This is a genomic window from Spirillospora sp. NPDC048819 (assembly GCF_040650055.1).
Classification (GTDB): Bacteria; Actinomycetota; Actinomycetes; order Streptosporangiales; family Streptosporangiaceae; genus Spirillospora.
Map to the genome: position 1 here is coordinate 126,833 of NZ_JBEZGN010000017.1, position 26,751 is coordinate 153,583.

Annotated in this window: 31 protein-coding genes and 1 riboswitch; of the genes, 11 read left to right on the top strand and 20 right to left on the bottom strand. The window is 70.6% G+C overall.

The features are described 5' to 3' along the window. Positions 1-37: 37 nt before the first annotated feature. Entirely contained in the window at positions 38-664 is a 627-nt protein-coding gene (locus tag AB0C35_RS23075; protein WP_358459066.1) for a TetR/AcrR family transcriptional regulator, read from the top strand. Between the two features lie 72 nt (positions 665-736). Here AB0C35_RS23075 and AB0C35_RS23080 read toward each other — a convergent pair whose 3' ends face one another. Continuing rightward, on the bottom strand, positions 737-1,255 hold the full coding sequence (locus AB0C35_RS23080) for a hypothetical protein (RefSeq protein ID WP_358459068.1): 519 nt from the start codon (positions 1,253-1,255) through the stop codon (positions 737-739). Between the two features lie 225 nt (positions 1,256-1,480). On the opposite strand from AB0C35_RS23080, the gene AB0C35_RS23085 reads away from it, so the two are divergent. Beyond that, complete coding sequence (locus AB0C35_RS23085) at positions 1,481-2,740, top strand: NADH:flavin oxidoreductase/NADH oxidase family protein (RefSeq protein WP_358459070.1); 1,260 nt, start codon at positions 1,481-1,483, stop codon at positions 2,738-2,740. Positions 2,741-2,918: 178 nt separating this feature from the next. Here the strand turns inward: AB0C35_RS23085 and AB0C35_RS23090 are convergent, their stop codons facing one another. From AB0C35_RS23090 to AB0C35_RS23105, 4 genes are all read right to left on the bottom strand, one after another. After that, positions 2,919-3,350 carry a hypothetical protein gene (locus AB0C35_RS23090; RefSeq protein ID WP_358459172.1) on the bottom strand — a complete coding sequence of 144 codons (432 nt, stop codon included), beginning with the start codon at positions 3,348-3,350 and terminating at the stop codon, positions 2,919-2,921. 75 nt (positions 3,351-3,425) lie between these two features. Then, complete coding sequence (locus AB0C35_RS23095) at positions 3,426-3,875, bottom strand: NUDIX domain-containing protein (RefSeq protein WP_358459072.1); 450 nt, start codon at positions 3,873-3,875, stop codon at positions 3,426-3,428. Positions 3,876-3,963: 88 nt separating this feature from the next. Continuing rightward, the gene (locus AB0C35_RS23100) at positions 3,964-5,319 is read right to left on the bottom strand and encodes a hypothetical protein (RefSeq protein WP_358459074.1); all 1,356 of its coding nucleotides are present in this window, start codon (positions 5,317-5,319) and stop codon (positions 3,964-3,966) included. A 23-nt stretch (positions 5,320-5,342) separates the two neighbouring features. Beyond that, positions 5,343-5,801: a hypothetical protein gene (locus AB0C35_RS23105; protein WP_358459076.1), complete on the bottom strand. Its 459-nt coding sequence runs from the start codon at positions 5,799-5,801 to the stop codon at positions 5,343-5,345. 220 nt (positions 5,802-6,021) lie between these two features. On the opposite strand from AB0C35_RS23105, the gene AB0C35_RS23110 reads away from it, so the two are divergent. From AB0C35_RS23110 to AB0C35_RS23125, 4 genes are all read left to right on the top strand, one after another. Then, entirely contained in the window at positions 6,022-6,273 is a 252-nt protein-coding gene (locus tag AB0C35_RS23110) for a hypothetical protein (RefSeq protein WP_358459078.1), read from the top strand. Then, entirely contained in the window at positions 6,273-6,770 is a 498-nt protein-coding gene (locus AB0C35_RS23115) for an ATP-binding protein (RefSeq protein WP_358459174.1), read from the top strand. Before AB0C35_RS23110 ends, AB0C35_RS23115 begins: the two co-directional genes overlap by 1 nt. A 491-nt stretch (positions 6,771-7,261) precedes the next feature. Next, complete coding sequence (locus tag AB0C35_RS23120) at positions 7,262-7,507, top strand: hypothetical protein (protein WP_358459079.1); 246 nt, start codon at positions 7,262-7,264, stop codon at positions 7,505-7,507. Next, positions 7,504-7,692, top strand: coding sequence for a hypothetical protein (locus AB0C35_RS23125; protein WP_358459081.1), 189 nt, complete (start codon positions 7,504-7,506; stop codon positions 7,690-7,692). Before AB0C35_RS23120 ends, AB0C35_RS23125 begins: the two co-directional genes overlap by 4 nt. Before the next feature lie 150 nt (positions 7,693-7,842). On the opposite strand, the gene AB0C35_RS23130 is transcribed toward AB0C35_RS23125, so the two are convergent. The 5 genes from AB0C35_RS23130 to AB0C35_RS23150 form a co-directional block, all read right to left on the bottom strand. After that, complete coding sequence (locus AB0C35_RS23130; protein ID WP_358459176.1) at positions 7,843-8,274, bottom strand: hypothetical protein; 432 nt, start codon at positions 8,272-8,274, stop codon at positions 7,843-7,845. Between the two features lie 264 nt (positions 8,275-8,538). Beyond that, entirely contained in the window at positions 8,539-8,949 is a 411-nt protein-coding gene (locus AB0C35_RS23135; protein WP_358459083.1) for a hypothetical protein, read from the bottom strand. Positions 8,950-9,109: 160 nt separating this feature from the next. Next, positions 9,110-10,114, bottom strand: coding sequence for a malate dehydrogenase (locus tag AB0C35_RS23140; protein WP_358459085.1), 1,005 nt, complete (start codon positions 10,112-10,114; stop codon positions 9,110-9,112). Positions 10,115-10,362: 248 nt separating this feature from the next. Further along, positions 10,363-11,580, bottom strand: a complete 1,218-nt coding sequence (locus tag AB0C35_RS23145; protein ID WP_358459087.1) for an NADP-dependent isocitrate dehydrogenase — start codon at positions 11,578-11,580, stop codon at positions 10,363-10,365. Positions 11,581-11,732: 152 nt separating this feature from the next. Beyond that, a complete protein-coding gene (locus tag AB0C35_RS23150; RefSeq protein ID WP_358459089.1) occupies positions 11,733-12,218 on the bottom strand; it encodes a DUF3017 domain-containing protein in 486 nt (161 codons plus the stop codon). Between the two features lie 359 nt (positions 12,219-12,577). Between AB0C35_RS23150 and AB0C35_RS23155 the strand changes: the two genes are divergently transcribed. Then, a complete protein-coding gene (locus AB0C35_RS23155) occupies positions 12,578-13,291 on the top strand; it encodes an FHA domain-containing protein (RefSeq protein ID WP_358459091.1) in 714 nt (237 codons plus the stop codon). A gap of 149 nt (positions 13,292-13,440) precedes the next feature. Here the strand turns inward: AB0C35_RS23155 and AB0C35_RS23160 are convergent, their stop codons facing one another. Then, positions 13,441-14,292 (bottom strand): bifunctional methylenetetrahydrofolate dehydrogenase/methenyltetrahydrofolate cyclohydrolase, encoded by an 852-nt coding sequence (locus AB0C35_RS23160; RefSeq protein WP_358459093.1) that lies wholly within the window; start codon positions 14,290-14,292, stop codon positions 13,441-13,443. A gap of 66 nt (positions 14,293-14,358) precedes the next feature. Beyond that, positions 14,359-14,444: riboswitch (ZMP/ZTP riboswitch) on the bottom strand. A 95-nt stretch (positions 14,445-14,539) separates the two neighbouring features. Here AB0C35_RS23160 and AB0C35_RS23165 point away from each other — a divergent pair. After that, positions 14,540-15,145, top strand: coding sequence for a GNAT family protein (locus AB0C35_RS23165; RefSeq protein ID WP_358459095.1), 606 nt, complete (start codon positions 14,540-14,542; stop codon positions 15,143-15,145). Positions 15,146-15,185: 40 nt separating this feature from the next. Here the strand turns inward: AB0C35_RS23165 and AB0C35_RS23170 are convergent, their stop codons facing one another. The 3 genes from AB0C35_RS23170 to purN form a co-directional block, all read right to left on the bottom strand. Then, on the bottom strand, positions 15,186-15,365 hold the full coding sequence (locus AB0C35_RS23170; protein WP_358459097.1) for a hypothetical protein: 180 nt from the start codon (positions 15,363-15,365) through the stop codon (positions 15,186-15,188). Positions 15,366-15,538: 173 nt separating this feature from the next. Continuing rightward, positions 15,539-17,101, bottom strand: coding sequence for a bifunctional phosphoribosylaminoimidazolecarboxamide formyltransferase/IMP cyclohydrolase (gene purH / locus AB0C35_RS23175; protein WP_358459099.1), 1,563 nt, complete (start codon positions 17,099-17,101; stop codon positions 15,539-15,541). Then, positions 17,082-17,768: a phosphoribosylglycinamide formyltransferase gene (gene purN, locus AB0C35_RS23180; RefSeq protein WP_358459101.1), complete on the bottom strand. Its 687-nt coding sequence runs from the start codon at positions 17,766-17,768 to the stop codon at positions 17,082-17,084. The genes purH and purN overlap by 20 nt, the downstream gene beginning before the upstream one ends. A gap of 134 nt (positions 17,769-17,902) precedes the next feature. Here purN and AB0C35_RS23185 point away from each other — a divergent pair, with 134 nt between their 5' ends. Continuing rightward, positions 17,903-18,373 carry a DUF4190 domain-containing protein gene (locus AB0C35_RS23185; protein WP_358459103.1) on the top strand — a complete coding sequence of 157 codons (471 nt, stop codon included), beginning with the start codon at positions 17,903-17,905 and terminating at the stop codon, positions 18,371-18,373. 13 nt (positions 18,374-18,386) lie between these two features. Here AB0C35_RS23185 and AB0C35_RS23190 read toward each other — a convergent pair whose 3' ends face one another. The 3 genes from AB0C35_RS23190 to sucC form a co-directional block, all read right to left on the bottom strand. Continuing rightward, complete coding sequence (locus AB0C35_RS23190) at positions 18,387-20,240, bottom strand: DUF6350 family protein (RefSeq protein ID WP_358459105.1); 1,854 nt, start codon at positions 20,238-20,240, stop codon at positions 18,387-18,389. A gap of 177 nt (positions 20,241-20,417) precedes the next feature. Further along, the gene (gene sucD, locus AB0C35_RS23195; RefSeq protein WP_358459107.1) at positions 20,418-21,305 is read right to left on the bottom strand and encodes a succinate--CoA ligase subunit alpha; all 888 of its coding nucleotides are present in this window, start codon (positions 21,303-21,305) and stop codon (positions 20,418-20,420) included. A 1-nt stretch (position 21,306) separates the two neighbouring features. Further along, complete coding sequence (gene sucC / locus AB0C35_RS23200; RefSeq protein ID WP_358459109.1) at positions 21,307-22,482, bottom strand: ADP-forming succinate--CoA ligase subunit beta; 1,176 nt, start codon at positions 22,480-22,482, stop codon at positions 21,307-21,309. A 292-nt stretch (positions 22,483-22,774) separates the two neighbouring features. Here sucC and AB0C35_RS23205 point away from each other — a divergent pair, with 292 nt between their 5' ends. After that, on the top strand, positions 22,775-24,505 hold the full coding sequence (locus AB0C35_RS23205) for a glycoside hydrolase family 15 protein (protein WP_358459111.1): 1,731 nt from the start codon (positions 22,775-22,777) through the stop codon (positions 24,503-24,505). 78 nt (positions 24,506-24,583) lie between these two features. Here the strand turns inward: AB0C35_RS23205 and AB0C35_RS23210 are convergent, their stop codons facing one another. Further along, positions 24,584-25,129, bottom strand: a complete 546-nt coding sequence (locus tag AB0C35_RS23210) for a GNAT family protein (RefSeq protein WP_358459112.1) — start codon at positions 25,127-25,129, stop codon at positions 24,584-24,586. A gap of 50 nt (positions 25,130-25,179) precedes the next feature. On the opposite strand from AB0C35_RS23210, the gene AB0C35_RS23215 reads away from it, so the two are divergent. Further along, positions 25,180-25,770 carry a TetR/AcrR family transcriptional regulator gene (locus AB0C35_RS23215; protein ID WP_358459113.1) on the top strand — a complete coding sequence of 197 codons (591 nt, stop codon included), beginning with the start codon at positions 25,180-25,182 and terminating at the stop codon, positions 25,768-25,770. 31 nt (positions 25,771-25,801) lie between these two features. On the opposite strand, the gene AB0C35_RS23220 is transcribed toward AB0C35_RS23215, so the two are convergent. Together AB0C35_RS23220 and AB0C35_RS23225 are read right to left on the bottom strand one after the other, a co-directional pair. Beyond that, positions 25,802-26,296, bottom strand: coding sequence for a MaoC family dehydratase (locus AB0C35_RS23220; protein ID WP_358459115.1), 495 nt, complete (start codon positions 26,294-26,296; stop codon positions 25,802-25,804). Positions 26,297-26,323: 27 nt separating this feature from the next. Next, on the bottom strand, positions 26,324-26,743 hold the full coding sequence (locus AB0C35_RS23225) for a hypothetical protein (RefSeq protein WP_358459117.1): 420 nt from the start codon (positions 26,741-26,743) through the stop codon (positions 26,324-26,326). Positions 26,744-26,751: the final 8 nt, after the last annotated feature.

The window sequence follows — 26,751 nt, forward strand, 5'->3', positions numbered from 1 at the left end:
TTGCTGGCGGCGGTCGACAGCGAGACAATCAGGCGCTATGCCGTCATCATCGACCACGTCCAGGACGGATTTGCGGGAGGCGCTCCTGCGCGCCGCCGAGCAGGCGATCGACGAGCACGGCATCGGTCCGGTCGGCATGCGGGCGATCGCCCGGCGAGTCGGCGTCTCGCACCAGGCGCCCGGACATCACTTCGGCGACCGCCGCGGGCTGTTCACGGCGCTGGCCGCGAAGGGCTTCCGCACGCTGGCGAGGCGGATGCGCGCGGCGCGCCGGCGGATTCCCGACGATGCGACGCCCGCCGAGCGTGTCGCCACGCTCGGCATCGGCTACATGGTCTTCGCCAAGCAGCACCCCGCGCTGTTCGTGGTGATGTACCGGCCCGAGTTGCTCAACGCCGACGATCCGGATCTCGCCGAGGCGCGCGCGAGCGCGTTCCGGATCCTCCTCGACGAGATCAACGACGCCCGGGCGACGGGCTGGGGCAGGGACCACTCGGCGACCGCGCTGGCGCTGACATGCTGGTCGACCGTTCACGGTGCCGTGATGCTCTGGCGCGACGGCATCCTGGACACCTTCTTTCCCGGCCTCGGCGGCGTCGAGGCCGCGGCCCGGTTGGTGACCGAGACGCTCAACAACGCTCTCGCCGCCGAGGCGGCCGACTGACGAGTCGTGACGGCGGGGCGGCACTCCTGGGAGCGGCGCCCTCTCGCGTCCACCGGGCCTGAGCCGGTTGGATCACCAGTTGAAGCCGGCACCCGGGAAGGTGACCTTCAGAGTCGACTCCGAATCCGGTGCGCACGGGGCCTTCAAGGTCTCTCTCAAGGTCACGGTGCCCGTCGCCGACAGCGTGTCGGCGCCGTTGGCGATCGACCCGGTCACCGGCCCCCGGTAACGGCACTCCCCGCCGAGGGCATTCGTGATCACGATCGAGATCCTGCCGGTCACCGCGCCCTTCTTGATCTGGAAGTGGATCGGCTCGTCGTATCTCGCTGCCGTGATGACGCCGACGCAGGAGGCGTCGAACCCTCGGACCTGCACTTGCGCTCCATGCCTCGTGCGATGTGCCTTCGCGGTCAGCTTCGACAGGGTGCAGGTGGATGGTCCGACCCTGGAGTCCCCGGTGAAACTGCCGCTGCCCTCGGATGTGCTGTAGTGATCGGGCGGCGAGACCGACGCGGATGCGGCGAGCGTCGGCGTGGCAAAGGCCGCCAGCGCGACCACGGCCGGGATGGCGCCCTGCTCGAGGATCTTCATCGACAACCTTTCGCGGATCGTCCGACTTGACCGTGCGACAAGCCATGCCTGTCGCTTGACAGTGACAAGCATGGCTTGACGGTGTCAAGCGATGTCGGCTAGGAATCTATGCCGCGGAGCCGGGCCACGACACGAGGCGCGGCAACGATGGCCAGACCTCCGGACAGGCGCGGCCGAGACTCCCCGACCCGCCGACGCAGCGGCATCGGCCGCAAGGAGAAAACCATGACTTTCGCCCCGACCGGCGGCGGCAGCCTGGGCACTTCCCTGGCTTTGCGCTCGGGTCTGACCCTGCCCAACCGGCTGCTGAAGTCGGCGTTGAGCGAAGGCCTGGCCGAGCCCGGCGGCGCCCCCGGCACCCGCCTCGCCAACCTCTACCGCAGATGGGGCGACGGCGGATACGGCCTGCTCATTACGGGGAACGTCATGATCGACCGGCGGCACATGAGCGAGCCCGGCCAGGTCATCGTCGAGGACGACCGCCACCTGGTCGCACTGACCCGGTGGGCCGGGAGCTACCACGAACACGGCGGGCCGATCTGGGTCCAGCTCAACCACCCGGGCCGCCAGGCCAACCAGCGGACCGGACGGCACCGCCCGGTCGCGCCCAGCGCGATCACCGCCCGCGTTCCCGGCGCCGCCAAGCCCCGCGCCCTCACCGACCTGGAGATCCGCGAGATCATCACGCGGTTCGCCACCGCCGCAGCCGTCGTCCAGGCCGCCGGATTCGACGGGGTGCAGATCCACGGAGCCCACGGCTACCTCGTCACCCAGTTCCTGTCCCCCAGGACCAACCGGCGCGACGACGCCTGGGGCGGCGATCCCGAACGCCGACGCGCCTTCGTGGTCGAGGTCGTGCGCGCCATCCGCGCGAGCACCGGCCCCGGCTTCTCCGTCGGCATCAAGCTCAACTCCGCCGACTTCCAGCGCGGCGGATTCAGCGAAGAGGAGTCCCGCGAGGTCGTCGGCACCCTGATCAGTGAGGGTATCGACCTCATCGAAGTCAGCGGCGGTTCCTACGAGGCCCCGGCCATGATGGGCGTGCTGGCCGAGTCCACCCGCGCACGCGAGGCCTACTTCCTGGACTACGCCCGGACCGTCCGCGAGATCGCCGGCCAGGTGCCGATCGCCGTCACCGGCGGCTTTCGCAGCCGTACCGCGATGGAGCAGGCCCTCGCCGACCACGACTGCGACATCATCGGCATCGGACGGCCCGCCTGCATCACCCCCGACGCCCCCAGAGCCCTCCTCGAACGCGGCCAGCAACAGCTGCACGCCCCGACCATCCGGGTCGGCGCCCGCGGCCTGATCGGACGCCTCATCGACCTCCGGTCCGTGGACAGCGCACTGAACCTGCTCTGGCACGCCGACCAGCTCCACCGCATCGCGGCAGGCCTCGACCCCGACCCCGCACGCCCCTGGTGGCGCACCCTCAACTCAGTGATCCGCACAGGCCCCAGCGCACTCCGCCCCAAGCGAAACTGACCTGGAAGTCGATGAGCACGCAGACGATCGAGCAGCTTGACCTGCTCAACCCGGTGACGCACTCGCCGGACGGTGAGTCGCGCGGGCTTGTGTTCCGAGTCGGGGACGGGACGCGCCCGTCCACCAGAGCGAGCCGCGCCATCAGCCATATCAGCTTGGCGCGAAGATCGCGCGTCCATCACGGGACCGGAGTCTCGCCGACCGCTGCGAGCAGCTCGATGGGGAACTCCCGGTCGCCTTGTCCAACGCACAGCGCAACCCATCGGCCGGCGTCCGGTCGACGCCAAACAAGCATCTCGCCGCTGAGCTGACATAGCCGGTTGACCGGCTCCGGAACTTCACTCTCACCCCACAGATAGGGGCCCAGATCGATCGGCTCCGGCCCGCCCCAGCGGGCCGTCAATGCGGCCACCAATGCCTGGAGGGCGGTGTCGATCTCCTCCGCGGCCGCCTCGATGACCTCCGCGCCGTCGTCGTCCCAGAAGTCCCGACTGGCCTGCAGGGCGCACAAGTGGTAACCCGGTCCGCTGGAGCGGTCACCCTCCACTGTGTCTTCAGCCGGAAAAGGAAGGACGAGCAGGCCGTCGACGATGTCAAGCCGATCTTCCATGGCCACGCCGCGACACTAGCGGACGTCCTGCTTGGCTCCTGTCATGGGTGCTCACACCTCTCGGTGGCAAGGAGTTCATTGGCCGGGTGATCCGTCGATCAGGTGCGTGCCGTCATGATGACGTACGGCGGGTGGGGTCGACCGATGCGCCATCGCGTCCAATACACGAACAGCGAAGGCTTCGGTGGCCAAGGACCCGACCTCTTCGGATCCCATCCACCGGAGATCTTGAGCTTCGCTGGTCTCTCGGGCACTCCCACCGACGATTCGACAACGAAAGACGAGTGCAATAATCCCGCGTTTCATATTCTTATAGACACCTGTCAGGTCATCCACTTGAACATGAAGCCCGGTCTCCTCGAGCACTTCCCGCTTGAGTCCCGCCCGGATGTCCTCATCGAGCTCCAGGACGCCACCCGGAGCTTCCCAGTGGCCGTTATCGGGGCGCTGAATCAGCAGAGCACGGCCGACGTCGTCCAAGATGACGCCCGCCACGCTCACCGAGTGCCGGTCGCCCTCATCCATCGGTCTCCCATCGGCTGACCACCTGACATGGATCAATAAGAGACGACGGAGTCGTCTTCGGGACGTGACGGAACGGGGGGTCACTGGCTTAGATGCCGACCAGTGCGGTATGGATGTGATCATCGAGATCCGCCACGAAGGGCTCTCGCCGCCACGCACGCAACTCCAGGCGCGCACGCCGCAACCGCTGAGCCGCCACCCGGCCCCGGGTCGCCGCTATGAGATCAACGCACTCGTGCAACAGTTCGACCGCAGACTGGGGAGCACCCGCGCCGGACGTGCGCAGCCGTGCAACCGCACGGTCAGTCAGGACGATCGCACGTTGGACGCTGTCACGTGACTTCCTGAGAGTCTCGGCTGACTCGGCCAGCCGACGTTCGGCGTCCTCCGCCTCACCCAGGAAGATCCCGCAGACACCCTCGAAGCCACGCAGTCGGCCCTTACTGAAGGAAGCCGCCATCGGGTCGTCGGCCGTGTCGCCGTCCAGGTCGCGCCAGGCCAGATGCAGGGCCAACTCGGCATCGCGTCGTCGCACAGGCTCGCCGCGCACGGCCATCTCGGCCTGCAGCGCGTGCGCTCGCGCGCGCATGAGAAGGCTTTCGCCACGGCGCGCGTCCTGCACGGCGGAGTCGGCGATGCGGTGGGCGCGTCCGATATCACCGGTGGAGTAGTAGACGACCATCGTCTGGCTGGAGCGGATCAGGGCCCGCTCCGAAAGATTTGACTCGCTCTGGACCTCGACCGCCTGGTCATACAGGTTCAGCGCAGCCACATCGTCATGCGTCTCGAATGCCAGACGGGCGGCCAACGCGAAGGCACGTGCGGCGACAGACCGCAGCCGGGAGTTGAACTGCGCAGGATGCTCAGCGAGTAGCAGCCGCCGGCATGCCTCAACGGCGGCCGCCTGGGCCAGATACAGGCGCACGAACGGAACTGTGCCGATCCGCCGGTCTACTGCCCGGCTCGATTCAGCCAGTGCATTTAGTAGGGAGAGGCTCATGGACTCCGGCCGGGCAAGCACACCGGTCAACTCGTCACGCACCGGCGCGCTGAGGAAGGCCAGCAAGTGCGTGCCCGTGTCTGTGACAGCGGCGCTGACCGTACCCGCGACCTCGTCGAGCCGCTCGGGGAGCACCCCCATCAACGCGAGTGAGTCCAGCAGTTCCCGGAAGTCCGACCCCGGCCCGAGGGCCACCGATCCGGTGGACGTCCGGGCGTAAGTGTGCGCGAGGAGCAGCTGGTACTGCTCGTCCGGGACACTGGTACCCGACTCCCAGCGGCCGATCGTACGCCGGATGCTACTCAGCTGCGCCGCGCCGATGCGCGTGATGTGAAGCGTCCGGGCATGCAAACGCAGTTGCGTGGCCAATTCGGTCCACGACCAACCCCTCGCGGTGCGCAGCCTGCGCAGGGAACCCGCCCCGGCTTTCCGCTGCCCGTCCATTCTTCCAGTACATCACCGCGAACTTACACCGGCATTACCAATCGCGGTTTGTCACGGTTTGCCGCATAGTCGAGCGTGTACCAGGTACCGCTGGCATTTGTGCCCCGGCGCGGGAAGCCGATGACAAAGCCACTGCGGTCGACCATCCAGCGGTTGCGGGCGAAGTAGCCCTCCCGCTGGAGTGGCCCGCCGAGTTCGAGCAGCCCGGCAAGACGACCCGATTCCCGGACGGCCGCGATCGCATCACGGGCGTCGGCCGGCTGATCTGCGAGCTTGGCCGGGACGGCGACCACGAGTTCCGCCTCGGTCTCATCGGCCAACCAGAGCAGAGCAAGCGAGTCGATGCCGGATGCCCCGCCGAGGTGGAAGCGGACGCCGGACAGCGCGAACGGGCCGACATATTCCTCGAACATCGCCAGGTACTCGGCGAGGGCGCGGTGCCCCGTCGAGCGCGTGCCGGTGATCGTCACGGCCTGCGGCATGTCCGTTCCAATGTCACCAGATGTCATCTCCCCTCGCGGCCACGAGCCCGGTTCACTCGATCACGTGGAAGGACTCACCAGCTTGCCAGCCTTCTCCGAGCGTGTGGGCCGTCAACGGACACAGGTGCAGTCCTCCGTCTCAAGAAGCAGAGAAGAGCGGCCCCGGACGGCGCTGCAACGCCGCTCCCGGGGCCTTAGCCCGACGATGGAGGTCGGACTCGTGGGAGATGTTAAGGGCAAGTCGCTGGAGGAGTTGGCGGTGCAGCTCTCGCAGCGGGGATGCCGGGCGGAGGTGTACGGCGGGACGCTGGTCGTTTCGCTGGGGGCGCGTTGTGAGCAGGTGATCGCGTGCGACGGGCGGCGGTACCGGTGGGGCGGGGAGCGCGGGCATGTGCTCGGCGAGGTCGGGGCCGAGGCGGTGTCGGCGGAGCGGACGGTGCTCGTGCTGAAGCAGATCGCGCGGTGGTCGTGATGGATGGCGGCGCGGGCGCCGTTGCCAAGGCACCGGACGTGACGTTTCGCGCGACGCCGAAGGCTCCAGGGCGGGTGCGCACGCTAGTGAGGCTCCGGCTTGCCGGGTGGGGGCTGTCCGGGATCAGTGACGATGTGATGCTGATCGCGAGCGAGCTGGTCACGAACGCGGCCCTATACGCGTCGGAGCGCGAGATCCGCGTGCGCCTCACGCGCGAGACCGGGGCGGTGTTGCTGGCGGTGTGGGATTCCTCCGACGCCAGGCCGGTGCGCAAACGCGAACTGGGGGCGACGACCGGCGACGCGACTCCGGACGCTGAGGCGCTTGACCCTGGCCATGACGCCGAGACGGGCGGACGAGGGTTGCCGATCGTCGCAGCCATGTCTGAGAAGTGCTGGGTGGAGCCGACCGAGCCGCGTGGGAAATGGGTGTGTGCGCGTTACTCCATTGCCGAAGCGGCCGCAGTTCCGTCCGCACGCATGCTCACACTGAGGTAGGGCCATGGCGGACGGCACGGCACTCGCTCGGTGGGCCGAGGGGAACCACCCCCGCTGGGCCGTGGTTTGGGGCGCGTACAACCGGGAGTTCACCGCCTGGGCGTTGTGGAGCCGTCAATCGCTGGTGGTGACCGCCCCGGACACACAGTCGCTTTCCATCGCCATCCGGCGCGCCGAGCAGCGCAGCATCGAACTCCTGCCGCGCACCAATGCCGGCTGGCGGAGCAGGCCGCCGACCGGTCCGCCGCCCCATGAACCCCACGGCCCCGAGGCAGAAGGTCAAGCTCCTCCAGAGCCCCCTGAGGAGGACGAACCCCCGGGACACGATGCCCCGGGGCCGTGGCTTGTACCGGCCCGGCCCAAGGTGGTTGCGGCCGTCCACACCGAAGGCGTTCGCGTCTGGCGATGCCAACAACCGGCGGCCGGAGTGCCGCCAGAAGGGGAGGTCAAGGAGCACGCAGACGATCGAGCAGGTTGACCTGCTCAACCCGGTGACGCACTCGCCGGACGGTGAGTCGCGCGGGCTGGTGTTCCAAGTCGGGGACATCTCCCCCCCGTGGACCCGGGCCTGGACCTCGCGTCCGAGATCGACGCCTGCAACCGAGGCCGCGCCCTGGGGACTGCGGTTCCTGGTGCAGCCGCGCGCGGGCAAGCACGACATGGGCACGTCCGGCTACACCACTGGTGGCCAGGGCGACGGCCAGCACCCCGAGGACAAGGGGAAGGACCGACCATGACGGTGCTGATGCTGGCGCGCGACGGCGACAAGGTCGCCGAACGGGTTGCCGCTGAGTTGCGCGGACGCGGAACCAGCGTGGTGCAGGTGAACCTGTCCAGCTTCCCCTCGCGGCTGTCGATGGGTGCCCGCCTGAACGGTTCGTCCTCCTGGACCGGACGCCTCCGTGACTGGTACGGGCCTTGACGTCGAGTGGCCAGCATCAGCGCTGTATGGCAGCGGTCCGTCCGTGATGGACGCGCGATCTTCGCCCAAGTTGATATGGCTGATGGCGCGGCTCGGTCTGGTGGACGGGCGCGTCCCGCAATCCCCTGAGCCCGCGGCCGACGGGCCGTCCTATGGGACCGGAGTCTCGCCGACCGCTGCGAGCAGCTCGATGGGGAACTCCCGGTCGCCTTGTCCAACGCACAGCGCAACCCATCGGCCGGCGTCCGGTCGGCGCCAAACAAGCATCTCGGCACTGAGCTGGCAGAGCCGGTTGACCGGCTCCGGAACTTCACTCTCATCCCACAGATAGGGGCCCAGATCGATCGGCTCCGGCCCGCCCCAGCGGGCCGTCAATGCGGCCACCAATGTCTGGAGGGCGGTGTCGATCTCCTCCGCGGCCGCCTCGACGACCTCCGCGCCGTCGTCGTCCCAAAAGTCCCGACTGGCCTTCAGGACGCGCACGTGGTAGCCCGGTCCACTGGAACGGTCACCCTCCACTGTGTCTTCAGCCGGAAAAGGAAGGACGAGCAGGCCGTCGACGGTGCCAAGCCGATCTTCCATGACCACGCCGTGAGACTAGCGAACGTCCGGTTTGATGTGATGGGCCCAGTGTTCGCCGCCCATTGCGGCGGGGGAGCCGTCCCCCGCCGCGGACTTCTCCCCGTCCCAACGGTGCCCGGCCTTTCGCTTCACCAGGCTGGGCGCATGACGGTCCTGCGTGCTTGGGCCCGTCGTCTCACGTGAAAGCCTGAAACGCCGACCGAGACCTTGCGAGGCTGCGCTGCTCGTGTCGCCTTGGCGACGGCGAACAACGGTGATGCGCCCTCAGAAACCGCGGAAGATGCCATCCTCGGCGACGGCGTCGGCGAACTCATGAAAATCCATGTTGGCCAGCGAGAGGTTGTTCTCGATCGACCAGAACTCGGTGGCGATGACCCGGATCTCGCCTCGGGGTTCCTCTAGGAGGTCGATCACGAGCAGTGGCATCTCGGGAGAGCCGACGGTGGTCTTGTCCACGACTGTTAGGAGCCGGTACCCGGGGGCGTCGGGGACCAGCGCGAGGATCTGCTCCGTCGAGAGGTCCTGGTAAGCAGGGTCGTCAAGGACTCTTGCCGACGCCATGAAGCCGTCCTCGTTGGGTGTGTCGATGGTCGCCTGTAGAGCCTTCCATTTCTCGGGGTCGTGGAAGTCGGTGCGGACGAGCAGCGTGGCGCCGGATCGAGGGAGCATTTTCATCGTCGGACCTTCCTTCCGCACAGCATGCGTCTCTGCGCCTTTCTAATGTGGCGGTCCGACAATGCCGACTCGATGTGGGCGTATTGCTCGCATGCCGCCGGTGTAACAGACCGAACGAGCCCCGGACCACGCCGGTCCGGGGCTCGATTCGGGACGTGTGTCAGATCAGGCCGAGTTTGCGGACGGCGTCGCGCTCCTCGGAGAGCTCGTTCACCGACGCGTCGATGCGGGTGCGGGAGAAGTCGTTGACGTCCAGGCCCTGGACGATCTCCCACTTGCCGTCCTTCGTGGTGACCGGGAAGGACGAGATGAGGCCCTCGGGCACGCCGTAGGAGCCGTCCGACACGACCGCCATGGACGTCCAGTCACCGGCGGCGGTGCCGTTCACCCAGGTGTGCACGTGGTCGATCGCGGCAGAGGCGGCCGACGCCGCCGAGGACGCGCCGCGCGCCTCGATGATCGCGGCGCCGCGCTTGGCGACGGTCGGGATGAAGTCGTTCTCCAGCCACGTCTGGTCGTTCACCGTCTCGGCGGCGTTCTTGCCGGAGATCTCGGCATGGAAGATGTCCGGGTACTGGGTGGCCGAGTGGTTGCCCCAGATCGTGAGCTTGCGGATGTCGGCGACGGAGACGCGCGTTCCCGTCCCCCGGACCTTCTTGGACAGCTGCGCAAGGGCGCGGTTGTGGTCGAGGCGCGTCATCGCGGTGAAGCGGTCGGACGGGACGTCCGGGGCGTGCTGCTGCGCGATCAGGGCGTTGGTGTTGGCCGGGTTGCCGACCACCAGGACCTTGATGTCGTCGGCGGCGCCGGCGTTGATGGCCTCGCCCTGCGGCTTGAAGATGCCGCCGTTGGCCTCCAGCAGGTCGCCGCGCTCCATGCCCTTCGTCCTGGGGCGCGCCCCGACCAGCAGGGCCACGTTGGCGCCTTCGAACGCCTTGGTCGCGTCGTCGAGGATGTCGATGCCGGACAGCAGCGGGAACGCGCAGTCGTCCAGTTCCATCGCGGTGCCCTCGGCGGCCTTCACCGCCTGCGGAATCTCCAGCAGCCGCAGGCGTACGGGTACGTCCGCGCCCAGGAGGTGCCCGGACGCGATGCGGAACAGCAGCGCGTAGCCGATCTGGCCCGCTGCGCCGGTGACGGTGACGGTGACTGGGGTGCGCGTCATTGCCTTCTTCTCCTGCTATGACCTGACGGGGCTCAGGCGGCCATCCTTCGAACCCGACCGCCCGAGAGCGCCGCCCTTGCGACGGCAGGGCGCGCGGGTCTCTCGCCGTCGAGATATTTCCGTGGCCAGGCTATCGCGCGCGCCGCGCCCGCCTCCCGCCAGGTGCGCCACCCGGCATGGCGAACGTCCCCGAACACGCGGAAGGCCGCCCCGGACGAACCCGGGACGGCCTCCAAGCGAGGGGTCGCCTAGCCGTTGATCTTCTTCTGGAGGTTGGTGTCGAGGGCCTCCAGGAACTCCTGCGTGGTCAGGAAGGGGGTGTCCCTGCCGACGAGGAGGGCCAGGTCCTTGGTCATCTGGCCGGACTCGACGGTCTCGATGCAGACATCCTCCAGCTTGCGGGCGAAGTCGCTCACCTCGGGCTGGCCGTCGAGCTTGCCGCGGTGCTCGAGGCCGCGGGTCCAGGCGAAGATCGACGCGATGGGGTTGGTCGACGTCGGCTTGCCCTGCTGGTGCTGCCGGTAGTGCCGGGTCACCGTGCCGTGCGCGGCCTCGGCCTCGACGGTCTTGCCGTCGGGGGTCATCAGGACGGACGTCATGAGGCCTAGGGAGCCGAAGCCCTGCGCGAGGGTGTCGGACTGGACGTCGCCGTCGTAGTTCTTGGCGGCCCAGACGAACCCGCCCTCCCACTTGAGCGCCGCCGCGACCATGTCGTCGATGAGGCGGTGCTCGTAGGTGAGCCCCTTGGACTCGAACTCGGCCTTGAACTCGCTCTCGTAGATCTCCTGGAAGAGGTCCTTGAAGCGGCCGTCGTAGGCCTTGAGGATCGTGTTCTTCGTCGACATGTACAGCGGCATCCCGCGCTCCAGCGCGTACCGCATCGTCGCCCGCGCGAAGTCGCGGATCGAGGCGTCGTAGTTGTACATGCCCATGGCGACACCGCCGCCGGGGAACTTCGCGACCTCCATCTCGATGGGCTCGCCGCCGTCCTCGGGGGTGTAGGTGAGCATCACCGTGCCGGGGCCGGGGACCACGAAGTCGGTGGCCTTGTACTGGTCGCCGTGCGCGTGGCGGCCGATGATGATCGGCTTGGTCCAGCCGGGGACGAGCCGGGGGATGTTGGAGCAGATGATCGGCTCACGGAACACCACGCCGCCCAGGATGTTGCGGATCGTCCCGTTCGGGGACCGCCACATCTTCTTCAGGCCGAACTCCTCGACGCGCGCCTCGTCGGGGGTGATGGTCGCGCACTTGACACCGACGCCGTGCTCGCGGATCGCGTCGGCGGCGTCGATCGTGACCTGGTCGTCCGTGGCGTCACGGTGTTCCATTCCCAGGTCGTAGTACTTAAGGTCCACATCGAGGTAAGGCAGGATCAGCTGGTCCTTGATGAATTTCCAGATGATCCGCGTCATTTCGTCGCCGTCGAGTTCGACGACCGGGCCCGCTACTTTGATCTTGGGCATGCTGCTGCTGTCCCTTTCCTACACCTGGCCAGCGGTGAGCCCTCGCGTCCTCGGGGGGCGTGGCGGTGTCGGGCCGCCGGTACACCCCGGACGAAAGGGACTCGGTCCTTGTAAGGCTCAACTGGCAAGGCTAGCCGAGGCGCCCATGAGGTCTAGACCTGGCCCGGCCGTTCCGGTCGGCCATGACCGTCCTCACCTGGGAGGACGTGTGCGCCCGGCGGACCGGCCCGGCGTCCGGCGATGAGGAGCTTCACACCGCGCACCAGCAGGACGAGCAAAATCAGGACGCCGAAGGCGCCCGCGAGTACGAGCCCGGTCTTGTTCATCGGCGGGACGCTCAGCGACACGAACGCGACCATCTCGCCGAGGATCACGAGCGTCCAGCAGTCGATGGACCTGCTGCGGACGGCGAGCGGGCCGAGCTGGGACTCCGGCAGCAGGAGACGCGCGAGCGCGCCGATGAGCAGCGCGGCCGCCATCAGGCCGGACCCCTTGCGGAAGTAGTTGAAGGCGCAGAGGGTGAGGCCGGCGCCGACGCCGCTGAGTACGATCAGGTACGGCAGCTGCGCGAGCCAGTGCGGCGCGGCGCCTCTGCGGCGCGGCGCCCTGCGCCGCCGCCGGTGCACCTGGGTGCTCATGGTCCGTCCTCCAGCCCCCACCCGCCACCATTCACAAAGGACGAGCTCCGCTCGGCTGATTCCACGGTATAGGCATTCGGGTCCCGGCACGACTCGTCCGATGGACCTCTCGCGGCGGGCGGCTTTCACGCCTCGGCGCACATCGCGGTGATCATCCGCAGGTCCGCGGGTGTCCGGCTTGTCGGACGGGACGGAAAAGCGGGTGGGGCGCGAGGGGGCACAGGGATGCCCGAGAGGCCCGAATGCCCTGCGCCATCGGTGCTACTCGCCAGTAGGAGGGTGTGACGGTCACGCGCCCGGGTAACCCGGCAGACAGGGGTCGCTAACTAGCTGGGAGGACTGCCGTGGAGGGGCCGTTCATGCGGATCGAGGACAGCGGGCTGGTGGTGCCGCTGCGCCCCGACGTTACGACGGTCGGGAGAGGGAGAGGAGTCGACATCCGCCTCGACGACCCGAGTGTGTCCCGATTGCACGCAGAGATCGTCCGACGCGGTCCGTACGTCTACGTGGTGGACATGGGCCTGTCCCGCAATGGGACCCGAGTCAACGGCAGGCCGATCGCCCGCCGTGTCCTGGAGGACGGTGACGTCGTCAGCTTCGGCACGGCGCGCTGCCGAATGGGGGGCATCCCCCGTGAGGAGGTCGACCCGGACGTCGAACTGCGGCGTGCCGTCGCACCCGAGCTCACCCGCCGCGAGGTCGACGTGCTGACCTCGCTCTGCCGTCCCGCCCTCTCCGACGAGGCGTTCGTGGCCCCCGCCACGGCACGCGACATCGCCGGCGAGCTCGTGGTGACGGAGGCGGCCGTCAAGCAGCATCTGCTGCGCCTCTATCAGAAGTTCCGGATCCCCGAGGGCGCCAACCGGCGCACGCGGCTCGCCAACGAGGTCATCGCCATGGGCCTCGTCCGGCCGCTGCCGCCGGTGCACGTCCCGCAGGGCCGCCCGCCGATGGACGGGCGGGTCCCCGGGGTCCGCGGCACGGCCGAGACCCGCAGGGCGGGCGCGGGACACGGCCATGTCACCGGTCCGAACCGTGCGGCGCCGAGCACGGCGGGACGGAGGGCGAGCTGAGGTGAACCTGCGATCGCCCTCTCCGGCAGCGCGACACGAGGGCGATCGCTGAACCGGCCCGTGCGGGGCCGCGCAGGTGACGGCGCGGCTCCGTCCGGAGCAGTGTCGGCGCAGGCCGCCACCGGGGTGCCGGTGGCGGCCTCCGCGTGTCAGGCGAGTTGCCGCTCGGCGGCCTCCACGACGTTCGCGAGCAGCATCGCGCGGGTCATCGGGCCGACGCCGCCCGGGTTCGGCGCGACCCAGCCGGCGACGCCCGAGACGTCGGCGGCGACGTCCCCGGCGAGCTTGCCGTCCACGCGGGACACGCCCACGTCCAGGACGGCGGCGCCCGGCTTGACCATGTCGGCGGTGATGAGGCCGGGGACGCCGGCGGCGGCGACGACGATGTCGGCCTTGCGGGTGTGCTCGGCCAGGTCGCGGGTGGCGGTGTGGCAGAGGGTGACGGTCGCGTTCTCGGTGCGGCGGGTCAGCAGGAGGCCGAGCGAACGCCCCACGGTGATGCCGCGGCCGACGACGGTGACCTCGGCGCCCTTGATCGGGACGTCGAAGCGGCGCAGCAGCTCGATGATGCCCTTCGGCGTGCACGGCAGCGGGCCGGGCTGCATGAGGACGAGCCGCCCGAGGTTCGCCGGGTGCAGGCCGTCGGCGTCCTTGGACGGGTCGATGCGCTCCAGCACGCGCTGCTCGTCCAGGCCCTTCGGCAGCGGAAGCTGGACGATGTAGCCGGTGCAGGCCGGGTCGGCGTTCAGTTCGGCGACGGCGCGTTCCACGTCGTCCTGGGCGGCGGTGGCGGGCAGGTCGCGGCGGATGCTCTCGATGCCGACCTCGGCGCAGTCGCGGTGCTTCATGTTGACGTAGGAGTGGCTGCCGGGGTCGTCGCCGACGAGGACCGTCCCGAGGCCGACGGTCACGCCGCGGTCGCGGAGCGCCTCGACGCGCACCTTGAGGTTCGAGCGGATCTCGGCGGCCGTGGCCTTGCCGTCCAGAATCTGTGCCGTCATATGCGTTCCTCCGCGTGGGTCTCGCCAGGGGCCCGGACCCGGCTCGGGGCCCGGCCGCCATGGAGTCCCGTCCACCCAGGCGCGCGGTGTCCGGACTGTCGTTCGCTCCCCGGTGGTGATCCACCTTGACCGCGCCAGTCGCGTGAAGGATCCATGGTATCCCGCCCGCCCTCGGCCGAGTGGCATGCGGAAATCGGCGTCAGGTGGCTCTGCCGGGTGCCACCCCGGTGCTTCTAGCGTGATCCGCATGAGTCATGGCACGCGTCACGAATGGTTCGAGCGCCCCGTCCTGAGCGGGCGGTACGTCCGGCTGGAGCCGCTGTCCCCCGAGCACGCCGAGGGGCTGTTCGAGGCGTCCAAGGACCCCGCCGTCTGGACGTGGCTGAGCGAGCGGCAGCCCGCGACCGCCGACGACATGCGCGCGATGGTCGGCAAGGCCCTCGCGCATTGCGAGAAGAAATTCCGGCTGCCGTGGGCGCAGATCGACGCGCAGACCGGGGAGGTCGCCGGGACGACGTCGTACTACGAGGTCGCGCCGTCCCACCGGTCACTGTGCATCGGGCACACCTGGCTCGGCGCGCGCTGGCACCGCTCCGGCATCAACACAGAGGCGAAGCTGCTGCTTATGGGGCGCGCGTTCGACGAGCTGGGCGCGATCCGGGTCGGCTGGCACACCCACGCGAGCAACGGGCGGTCACGTGCGGCGATCGAGCGTCTCGGGGCGACGTTCGAGGGGATCCACCGCAAGCACCGGATCCGGGAGGACGGGTCGATCCGCGACACCGCCGCCTACGGGATGACCGACGACGAATGGCCGGCCGCCGCCGAGGCGCTGCGGGCCCGGCTCCGCTGAACCGTCCCGCCGCCGGGACGACCTGGGCATCGGCGGCCGATCAGTCCTCGGAGGAGCCCTGCCGCCAGGCGATCAGGCGGTCGGTGCCGTGCCAGCCGAGCTGGGCGGCGAGGACCGCCGCGAGGAAGGCGGCGACCAGGCCGATCATCTGCCGCGACTCCATCAGCAGCGTGTCCGCCCGGTAGACCACGCCCAGCATGAGCGACAACAGCACATCCATCGCGCCAGCCCTTCAACAACGGAACGGTCGCGCCGGAGTCAAGAAGCGGTCATGAGGCGCGGCCCAGCCGAGGCTACCTGCACCGAACCGTGAAGACGACAGCTCAAACCCGATGTGTCGGTGTTCTCCGCCACACCGGGTCCACGCCCGATCGGTGTCTGCTCGGCGGCCGGTCAGTGGAAGAAGTGCCGGACGCCGGTGAAGTAGAGGCTGACTCCGGCCTTCTCCGCGGCGGCGATCACCTTGTCGTCGTTGACGGACCCGCCGGGCTCGACGATCGCCCGCACGCCCGCCTCGGCCAGCACCTCGAGGCCGTCCGGGAAGGGGAAGAACGCGTCGGACGCGCCCACGGCGTTCGCGGCGCGCTCCGCCCCGGCCCGCGCGACCGCGAGCTTGGCGGAGTCGACGCGGTTGACCTGGCCCATGCCGACGCCGACGGTGGCGCCGTCCGCGGCCAGCAGGATCGCGTTGGACTTCACCGAGCGGACCGCCCGCCACGCGAACGCGAGGTCGGCGAGCACTGCCTCGTCGGCGGCGGCGCCGGCCTTCAGCTCCCAGGTGGACGGGTCGTCGCCGGCGGCGTCCACGCGGTCGACGCCCTGCAGCAGGACACCGCCGTCGATCCGCCGGTACTCGGCCTGATTCGCGGGGCCCTGCGGGCAGCGCAGCAGCCGGATGTTCTTCTTGCGGGTCAGGACCTCCAGGGCACCGTCCTCGAACGCGGGCGCGACCAGCACCTCGGTGAAGACCTCCGCGACCTGCTCGGCCATCGCGACGGTGACCGGCCGGTTCACCGCGATCACCCCGCCGAACGCCGACAGCGGGTCGCAGGCGTGCGCCTTGCCGTGCGCCTCGGCGACGTCCGCGCCGACCGCGATGCCGCACGGGTTGGCGTGCTTGATGATCGCGACGGCGGGTTCGGTGAAGTCGTGGGCGGCGCGGCGGGCGGCGTCCGCGTCCACGTAGTTGTTGTAGGACATCTCCTTGCCGTGCAGCTGCTCCGCCCCGGCCAGGCCGCCGCCGGAGGCGTCCGTGTAGAGGGCGGCGCGCTGGTGGGGGTTCTCGCCGTAGCGGAGGACGTTCGCGCGCTCCCAGGTGACGCCGAGGAAGTCGGGCCACTGCGCTTGCGCGGCCGTCTCGTCCGGCGCGTAGCTGCTCGCGAACCACGACGCCACGGCCACGTCATAGGACGCGGTGTGCGCGAAGGCGCGCGCGGCCAGGCGGCGCCGCTCCTCCAGCGTGAAACCGCCGGCCGTCACGGCGTCCAGGACGGACCCGTAGGCGGACGGGTCGACGATGACGGAGACGCTCGCGTGGTTCTTCGCGGCGGCGCGGACCATCGTCGGGCCGCCGATGTCGATCTGCTCGACGCACTCGTCCGGCGCGGCGCCCGAGTCGACCGTGTCGGCGAACGGGTACAGGTTCGCCACGACCAGGTCGAACGGCTCGACGGCCAGGTCGTCCAGCTGCTGGAGGTGGTCCTCTTTGCGGCGGTCGGCGAGCAGGCCCGCGTGCACCTTCGGGTGCAGGGTCTTGACCCGGCCGTCCAGGCACTCGGGGAACCCGGTGAGCTTCTCCACCTTCATCACCGGGACACCGGCGGAGGAGATCCGCCCCGCCGTCGACCCGGTCGAGACGATCTCCACGCCCGCCTCGTGCAGGCCGCGGGCCAGCTCCTCGAGCCCGGTCTTGTCGTACACGCTGATCAACGCGCGCTTAATCGCCACCCGACTCACCGGCCGAGCTCCCCTCTACATCGGATGAACCACTCTCGGACGCATCACCACAGGTCCTGCACTTCATCGAGACCCGCCTGCCGCGCGCCGTCCAGCCGTCGCGGGCGAGCCGTCCGACGACGTCGACCAGGAGCCGGCGCTCCACCTGCTTGATCCGCTCGTGCAGGGAGTCCTCGTCGTCATGCCAGCCCACGGGAACGGTCTCCTGGGCGATGACGGGTCCGGTGTCCACGCCTTCGTCGACGAAGTGAACCGTACAGCCCGTCACCTTCACCCCGTACGCCAGGGCGTCCCGTACGGCGTGGGCGCCGGGGAACGACGGCAGCAGCGCCGGGTGGGTGTTGACCGTCCGGCCGCCGAACGCCGCCAGGAAACGCGGCCCGAGGATCTTCATGAACCCGGCGGAGACCACCAGGTCCGGCTCGTACTTCGCGACCGCCTCGGTCAGCGCCGCGTCCCATGCGTCGCGAGACGGGAAATCAGGGACGCGGACGGTGAAAGTGGGCAAACCCGACCGTTCGGCGCGGGCGTTTCCGCCGGTATCGGGACGGTCCGCTCCCACGGCCACCACTTTCGCCCCGTAGGCTGGATCCGCGCACGCGTCGAGCAGCGCTTGTAGGTTGGTCCCCGCGCCGGAGACGAGGACGACGAGCCGGGCGGACACCATGACTCCCTGGTGGACGGTGGGGGTTGTGTTCGGGCCACCACGAAGCCTATCGGGCCAGTTCGGCGCACCTTGAAAGCAGACCGCGCGGAGAGCGGACCCACGCGGTCATCCACCCCAGGCCAGGAGGAACGAACGTGAGCGAGCAGCCGGGCCGTCCGGCCCCGCCCGAAGACCGCCCCGACGGGCGGCCGGCGGGGCAGCCGCCCGCGGGGCAGCCGAAGTCCCGGCAGGCCGGCTGGCGGGCCTTGTGGCTCGGCGGCATCGCGCTGCTGACCGCGTTCTTCTTCTACCCGCTCGGCCTCGTGCTGGGCGTCGCGGCGCTCGTCGTGGGCATCCGGGCCCGCCGGGCCGCGCGCAGCGGGGGCGACGCCGCCCCGGGCGCCGTCCCGGGCATCGTGCTCGGCTCGATCGGCCTGGTGTTCTCGGTGCTGTCGGTCTCGCTGACGGTGTTCCTGTGGTCGGAGCTGAGCGGCTACCAGAACTGCCTCAGCACGTCCAACACCGGCGCCGACAAGCAGGCCTGCCGGGACGAGTACTACCCCAAGATCGAGGACAAGCTCGGCCTGCCGCGCGGCAGCATGGACCAGTACGGCGACCTGCTCTGACCGTCGGCGTGCGCTAACCGTCCCGTTCGGGTTCTTCGCGCAGGACGTAGATCGCGCCGCCGCGGTTCTCGGTGCGCCCGGGGTCCTCGCGAGGAAGCGGGACGGGCGGCTCCCCGGGCCCGTCCACCGGGCCGGCCGGCTCGGGCGTGTCCGGCGGGTCTGGCGGGTCGTCCATGAGGTGGCCTTCGACGACGACCGTGCCGTCGCTCGGCGGCGGCGGCGCCGGCTTCCGCTGGGGCCGCTCTTCGGCCAGGTCCGGCAGCGGGTCCGCCTTCCGGCGGGCCGGGCGGCGCGGCGCGAGGACGGGATCGGCCTCCTCGAACTCCAGCGGATCGGGCGCGTACGGGGCCTTGGGCGCGGGCCCGGGCTCGTTCTGATAGTCGCCCGGGACGGGCGCCGACAGGGGCATGGGCGCCGGAGCCCGCCGCGCACGCGCACCCCCCGCCGGGCGTTTCTCCGGCCGCTTCCTGGAGCGCCTCTTGGGCTTGGACGCCGCGCGGGCGGGACGGCGCAGGATCATCGTGTTCGCCGCCCAGGCCGCGATCGCCGCGGAGATGCCGACCTCAAGGGCCGCCAGCAGCCCGACCTGCCAGGCCGAGGGACCCACGGTCGCCAGCCGTCCGCCGCCGAGCGGCCCGCCCGACAGCGCGCTCAGCAGCGCCACCACGGCGCCGGTGAGCGCCCCGGACACGAAACCCCACATCGGAGCCCCCTCCGACACCGGGGCGGGCAGCGAGCGGATCGTGAGGGCGCCGCCCACCGCGCCGGCGACGAACGGCGCGGCCAGCGCGAGCAGCGAGATCGCGGGCGCCGGACCGGGGTCGGGCAAGGCCGCGAGCGGCGGGAACGCCGGGACGGCGTCCAGGAAGACCCCCGTCGGCGACACGCTCGTCCCGGCGCCGACGGAGAAGCCGGGCCCGACCGCGTACGCCATCCCCCAGATCACCGCGTTCGGCAGGAACGCCAGCTGCACCAGCAGCAGGAGGACACCGCCGACGACACCGGGGGCGAGAAGGTCGTACAGGTGGTCGGCGTCCGGCATGTTCACGGCGAGCGACGCCCCCACCAGCAGCGCCCCCGACGCCAGCAGCACCGACAGCGACCCCGCCACGCCGATCACGAGCGAACGCGGCCGGTCCGGCAGCAGCCGCAGCAGCGCGCCGAGCCCGGACCGGACCCGCTCCCCCCGCGCCTGCGCCGCCACCTGCGCCGCGACGACGGCCCGCGCGGCGCCCAGCCCGCCCGCGATGACCGCGACGAGGAACCCCCCGAGGAGCGCCTGCCACGCCGACGGCCGGACCTGCGGGGACGCCGCCGCCAGCGCGAGCAGCCCGGCCAGCCCGGCGTACGGGGCCGCCAGCGCGACCGCGACGTGCACGACCGCCTTCCGGGGACGGTGCGGCAGCCCGGCGACCCGGATCATCCACCCGCCGCCGCGATACAGCAGGGCCCCCGGCAGGACGAGCAGACCGAGCGGCAGCAGCCCCACCCGTCCCTGCCCGTAGGAGAAGCCCGCGTGGTGGGACACGAGCCAGAAGTTGACGGCCGTCCGGAACACCCCGGGCAGCCCGCCGCCGAGAGCGGTCTTCGGCGCGGCGATCCACCCGATCAGCGTGACGGTGGTGAGCACGGCGAGCCCGATCCCGATGCACCACAGCGCCGCCACGAGCCCCGTCACGTACAGCGGCCTGGCCACCGACGCCGCCGGCGGCCCGTCCTGCCTGCGCTGCTCTTGTCCGCGCTGCTCGTGATCGGGGGGCGCCCCGCCTCGCTCCGGACGCCGCGGCGCCCGTCCCGCCGCGCCTCCCGGCGCCTCGCCTCCCGGTGACCGGGGGCCCGCACGCCGTCCAGGGCTCGCTTCGCTCACGCGCTCCATGCTGGCACCATGCCCGCCGCCCGGACGCCCCCCGGCCCGGCGTGTCGCCTTTGTCGTCCACCCCCGGAAAGACGGCGATCGGGAGCCGTCCCTGGGAGCGCCGCGCCGCCGCACGCGAAAGACGCCCGGGCCGGGGCGGCTCGGGCGTCTTTCGGGTGGAGCGGCGGATCAGAGGTTCTTCATGATCTCCCGCATGAGGACGGCCGTCTCGCTGGGAGTCTTGCCGACGCGGACGCCGACCTTCTCCAGGGCCTCCTTCTTCGCCTCCGCGGTCCCGGACGAACCGGACACGATCGCGCCGGCGTGGCCCATGGTCTTGCCCTCGGGGGCGGTGAACCCGGCGACGTAGCCGACGACCGGCTTGGTCACGTTCTGCTCGATGTAGGCGGCGGCGCGCTCCTCGGCGTCACCGCCGATCTCGCCGATCATGACGATGGCGTCGGTGTCCGGGTCGTCCTGGAACGCCTTGAGGGCGTCGATGTGGGTCGTCCCGATGACGGGGTCGCCGCCGATGCCGACGCAGGTGGAGAAGCCGACGTCGCGCAGTTCGTACATCATCTGGTAGGTCAGCGTGCCCGACTTCGACACGAGGCCGATGCGGCCCGGCGTGGTGATGTCGGCCGGGATGATGCCCGCGTTCGACTTGCCGGGGGACGCGATGCCGGGGCAGTTCGGCCCGATGACGCGGGTCTTGCCGCCCTTCTTCTCCGCGTACGCCCAGAAGAAGGCGGTGTCGTGGACGGGGATGCCCTCGGTGATCACGACGCAGAGGGGGATCTCGGCGTCGATCGCCTCGACGACCGCGTCCTTGGTGAACTTCGGCGGCACGAACACGACCGACACGTCCGCGCCGGTCTGCTCCATCGCCTCCTTGACGGTGCCGAGGACCGGGAGGGTCGTGCCGTCGAACTCGACGGTCTGCCCGGCCTTGCGGGCGTTCACGCCGCCGACGACCCGCGCCCCGGACGCGAGCATCCGGCGCCCGTGCTTGGTGCCCTCGGAGCCCGTGATCCCCTGAATGATGATCTTGCTGTTCTCGGTGAGCCAGATGGCCATCTCATGCACCTGCCGCGAGTTCCGCGGCACGCTTGGCCGCGTCGTCCATGGTGTCGACCTGCTGTACGCCGTTCAGCGCCGCGTCGCTCAGGATCTTGCGCCCGAGCTCGGCGTTGTTGCCGTCCAGCCGGACGACGAGGGGGCGGTTGACGGCCTCGCCGCGATCGGCCAGCAGCTGGTAGGCCGAGACGATGCCGTTGGCGACGGCGTCGCACGCCGTGATGCCGCCGAAGACGTTCACGAAGACGGACTTCACGTCGTCGTCCGACAGGACGATCTCCAGCCCGTTCGCCATCACCTCGGCGGACGCGCCGCCGCCGATGTCGAGGAAGTTCGCGGGCTTCTGCCCGCCGAACTCCTCACCCGCGTAGGCGACGACGTCCAGGGTGGACATGACCAGCCCGGCGCCGTTGCCGATGATGCCGACGCTGCCGTCGAGCTTGACGTAGTTGAGGTCCTTGGCCTTCGCCGCCGCCTCCAGCGGGTCGGCGGCGCCCTTGTCCTCGTACTGCTCGTGCTCCTGGCGGAAGGCCGCGTTGTCGTCCAGCGTGACCTTGCCGTCGAGGGCCTTCACCTGGCCGTCGGCGGTGAGGATCATCGGGTTCACCTCGACGAGGGAGGCGTCCTCGTCGGTGAACACGGCCCAGAGGCGCTCGATGAGCTCGGCGGCGCCGTCGAGGGCCTCCTGCGGAAGCCGGCCCTGCTCGGCGATCTCCCTGGCCCTGGCCCGGTCCACGCCGTCGAGCGGCGAGACCGGCACCATCGCCAGCCGGTCGTGCGGCACCTCCTCGATCTCCACGCCGCCCTCGACGGAGCAGATGGTGAGGAAGGTGCGGTTGGCGCGGTCGAGCAGGAACGAGAAGTAGTACTCCTGCGCGATCGCGCTTCCCTCCTCGATCAGGACCTTGTGGACCGTGTGGCCCTTGATGTCCATGCCGAGGATCTGGCCGGCGAGCACTTGCGCCTCGTCCGCCGAGTCGGCCAGCTTCACGCCGCCGGCCTTGCCGCGGCCCCCGGTCTTCACCTGGGCCTTGACCACGACCTTCGAGCTCCCCGCGGCGAACAGCTCCGCCGCGATGGCCCGGGCTTCCTGGGGAGTATGGGCGACCTTGCCGGTGGGCACCGGTACCCCGTACTCGGCGAAGAGTTCCTTCGCCTGATGTTCGAACAGGTCCACGAGGCGTCCTTAAACGGATCGACAGCCGAATGACCACACGAGTGGGGGTTACACGGGAGTCCGTGCGGCCGGCACTCTGCGGTCCGCTCCGTCGATGCAGCCTAGTCAACCCGCCCTCGTGGTGATGCCGCCGGGTCCAGATGTCCGCGAGTATCACCGAAACGAAGGTGTGCTCATCCTTGAGGAGGGCACGAGTGGCTCGTGAGGAGGATGAACCAATTGACTTAGTTTGATGTACTTATTTCGTCTTCGGTGGCCAGCCGGGCGGAAGATGCGGTAAGGGGGCGGACGCATGGCGATGGCGGAGGAACGGGACACGACCGTCGCGCCCCCCGTCCCCGCCGATCCTCTCCCCGCCGAGACCGTCCCCGCCGAGTCCTTCCCCACCGAGTCCTTCCCCACCGGGATCACCTCGGCCGAGCTCCCCCCGCCGCCCGCGCACACCGCACCGCCCGCACACACCGCATCCCCCGCACACACCGCATCCCCCGCCCACACCGCATCCCCCGCCCACACCGCATCCCCCGCCCACACCGCATCCCCCGCCCACACCGCATCCCCCGCCCACACCGCACCGCCCGCGCGCAGGCGGCGGAGGAGGCGCGGCGGCGCGCGCACGTTCCGGCGCGTGGCCGCCCTGCTCATCGTGGCCGCGCTCATCGCGACCGGCGGCGCCACCGTCCCGGACCGCACCGGGCCGGGCTGGGCGAGCCCCGGGCTCATCGGCGGCGGCGGCTGGCCGTTCGCCGGCGTCCCGCTGCCGGCCGCCCAGGCGGAAGGGGCGTCCTACCTGCCGGACAGCTCCGTCGTCCGGCTGGCGGACGGGCGGATCCGGCTCATCCCGACCGGCGGGGAGCAGCCCGTCACCGTCGACGCGTCCGACCCCCGGGTGGACCAGGCGGTCCGGTCCGACAACGCCTGGCTGTCGCAGGGCACCATCCCGGCCGGCGGCCTGGACCCGGCGACCGGGACGGACATGGGCTACCGCGACATGGCGGCCCGCGCCCTGCTCGACCTGCGGCTCCTCACCCGCCCGAACGGGGCGTCTCTTGCGTCCTGGTACAGCAAGTGGCGGTACTGCTGGCCCCGCGACTCCGCGTTCGCCGTCGCCGCGTTCACCGTGACCGGCCACCCGGCCGAGGCCCGCCGCATCCTGCGCTTCCTCTCCCGCGCCCAGAACGAGAACGGCATGTGGGCCGCGCGCTACAACCCCGACGGGACGGCGGTCGCCGACGGCCGGGCACCCCAGCTCGACTCGCTCGGCTGGGTCCTGTGGGCGACCTGGTTCCACCGCGTCCACGGCCACGGGCAACGCGACGAACTCCCCGAACTGTGGCCGATGGTGCAGCGCGCCGCCGACCACCTGGCGCGCTCCCTGGACGCCGAGGGCCTGCCGCCCGCCTCGTCCGACTACTGGGAACGCGACCACCGCCGCGAAGAGGACCCGCGCCGCCCCACGCTCGGGGTCGTCGGCCCGGTGCTGGCCGGGCTGCGCTCCGCCGCCGACCTCGCCCGGCGCCGCGGCGAGGGCGGCGACGCCGCGCGGTGGCACGGGGCGGCGCAGCGCGTCTCCGCCGCCGTGGACCGCCAGTTCGCCCCGTACGGCTACCCGCGCTCCCCCGTCCCCGGCGGCCTGATGGACACGTCGGTGACGTTCATCGCGCCGCCGTTCGCCGCCGCCGACCCGGACGTGACCGCCGCGATCGCCGCCGCCGCCCGCAAGACGGCGCTGCCGAACGGCGGCGTCCTGCCGGGCGAACGCTGGTCCGGCAACCCCGACGTCGCCTGGACGCCGGAGACGGCGATGTTCGGCCTCAACGCGGCCGCGTCGGGCCGGACCGGCGACGCGCTCGGCCGGCTGAGCTGGCTGTCGGCGCACCGCACGTCACTGGGCGTCCTGCCGGAGAAGGTCGGCCCGACCGGCGAGCCCGCCGGCCCCGCCCCTCTCGGCTGGACGGCGTCCCTGGTCCTGCTCAGCCTCTCCGCCCTGGAAGACCCCCTCCCCGTCCCGCCGGCGCGCTGACCGCAAGGCGTACCGGCCGGATCGGCGGCGTGCCCGAGCGCGCCCGGCAGCGTGTGCCCACCCGGACGCGCGGCCTGCTCAGGCGGGCGGCCACTCATCGGCGAGGACGGCCCAGACCTGGGCGTCCCGCCGGTCGCCGTCCAGGACGAACGACTGCCGGTGGACGCCCTCGCACGTCATGCCGAGCCGCTTCGCCACGGCCGCGCTGGCGGTGTTGCGCGGGTCGCAGTACCACTCCACCCGGTGCATCCCGCGCACCCCGAACGCCCAGTCGATCATGTGCCGGACCGCGATGGTGACCAGCCCGCGCCCCCGCACCTCGCCCCCGAGCCACACCCCCGCCTCGCAGACGCCCATCTTGACGTCGAACGTCCGGAACACCGTCCCGCCCTGGAGGACCCCGTCCACCCAGATGCCGTAGATGCGGCCTTCGTCCCTGGCCTGTTTGACCGCGTACGACTGCAGGAGCTCGCGGGCGGTCGCCTCGTCCACGACCGTGCGTCCCCACGGGATGTAGTCGTCGATGTCCTTGCGGACCCGGTCCGTGTGCTCGGCGAACTCGGCCGCCTGCCACGGCTCCAGGGGACGCAGTTCGGCGTCGTCGGCGAGATGGCGAGCGAACATGGGGGGCCTCCCGGGATACATACAAAACGTTCGTTATGTACTCTACGGGAATGCCGCCCCGAGGTGATCACGACGCCCGCCGCCGCGACGTCTCCGAAGCCGTCTGGCGCGTCCTCGCCGACCGCGGCTTCGGCGGCCTGACCCTGCGCGCCGTCGCAACGGAGATGGACGCCTCCACGGGCCTGCTCACCCACTACTTCCCGAACAAGAAGGCCCTGGTCGCCCACGCTCTCGACCTCGCCGACGAGCACACCGCGAACCGCCGCCTCCGCGACGCCCCCGGCGACGGCCTGACCGCCCTGCGGGCCGCGCTCCTGGACGTCCTCCCCCTCACCCCCGCCTCTGCGGCCATGAACAGGATCTGGGTCGGTTCCTGGGACGGCGCACTGGCCGACCCCGACCTGACCGCCCGCGAAAAGCGCCGCTACGAGCACTGGCGCGACCGCCTCCGCACCCACGTGACGACGGCCGCCGCACAGGGCGAGCTTCCCGCCTCGTCCGACATCGAGGGCCTGGTCGACACCGTCGCCGCCTTCGCCCATGGCCTGGTCGTCCAGGCGCTCTTCGACCCGGCCCGCTTCCCCGCGGCCCGCCAGACGAAGATCCTCGACGATTTCCTGAACCACCTGACGCCCCGATGAAGCCGGGCGGCGGCGGGCGCTCGGCCGGTGCTCAGGCGTCGCGGCGCCTGAGCATGTTCATGGGAAGGGTGTGCAGGACGAGCTGGTCGTCCTGATTGAGGAGCTCCGCGCGCGTGCGGACGATGCCGCGATCGGGCTTGGAGCGGGACGCGCGAGCCTCCAGGACCGTCACCCGGAGGCGGAGCTCGTCACCGGGACGAACGGGCGCGGGCCAGCGAAGCTCGTCCACGCCGGGTGAGGCGAGGCTGGCGACACGGGACAGGAAGTGGTCGGCGAACAGGCGCATCATGATCGAGCCGGTGTGCCAGCCGCTCGCGATGATCCCCTTGAACGGCCCGGCCGCCGCGAAGGCCGGGTCGACGTGGATGGGCTGCGGGTCGAACCGGCGGGCGAACTCGATGATCTCGGCCTCGTCCACGGTGACGTGCCCGTACTCGTAGGCCGCTCCGGCGGCGTAGTCCTCGAAGTAGCGGTCGGTGATGGGGGTGGGGAAGTCGTCGCCGAGGGCACGCGTGCTGATCGTCATGGGATCAGGATGACGCAAGGCGTGCCGTCACTCCGGTGCGGAGGGGAGCCACCTGACTCCGGTTCCATAGGCGAACACCTGTTGGACCATCTTCTTCTGGCCGGGTGTCACCGCACCTGTCGGGAGAAGGACCGGGTCGCCCTGCATGCGGAATATGACGGGGCAGAATCCGACTCCGAGCACCGCGTCGTAACCGGCCGCTCGGGCCGCTTGTTTGAGGCTGACCAGCGCCCAGGCGCCGTCGTCGGAGGGTTCACCTTGGACGACGTCGTGCTGCTCGAACGATCTCTCGGCAGTGGAAAGGGTCGATACCCAGATCGAGTCGAGTTCCGCCTCCAGCCGGAGTCGCTCGGCCTCCCTCGCCTGTTCGTCCGCTCGCGCCCGTTCCTCCGGAGTGGGCGGTCGCTCTTCCACCCGGCGTTGCCAGCGCTCTTCAAAGAACCCCATGGACGAAG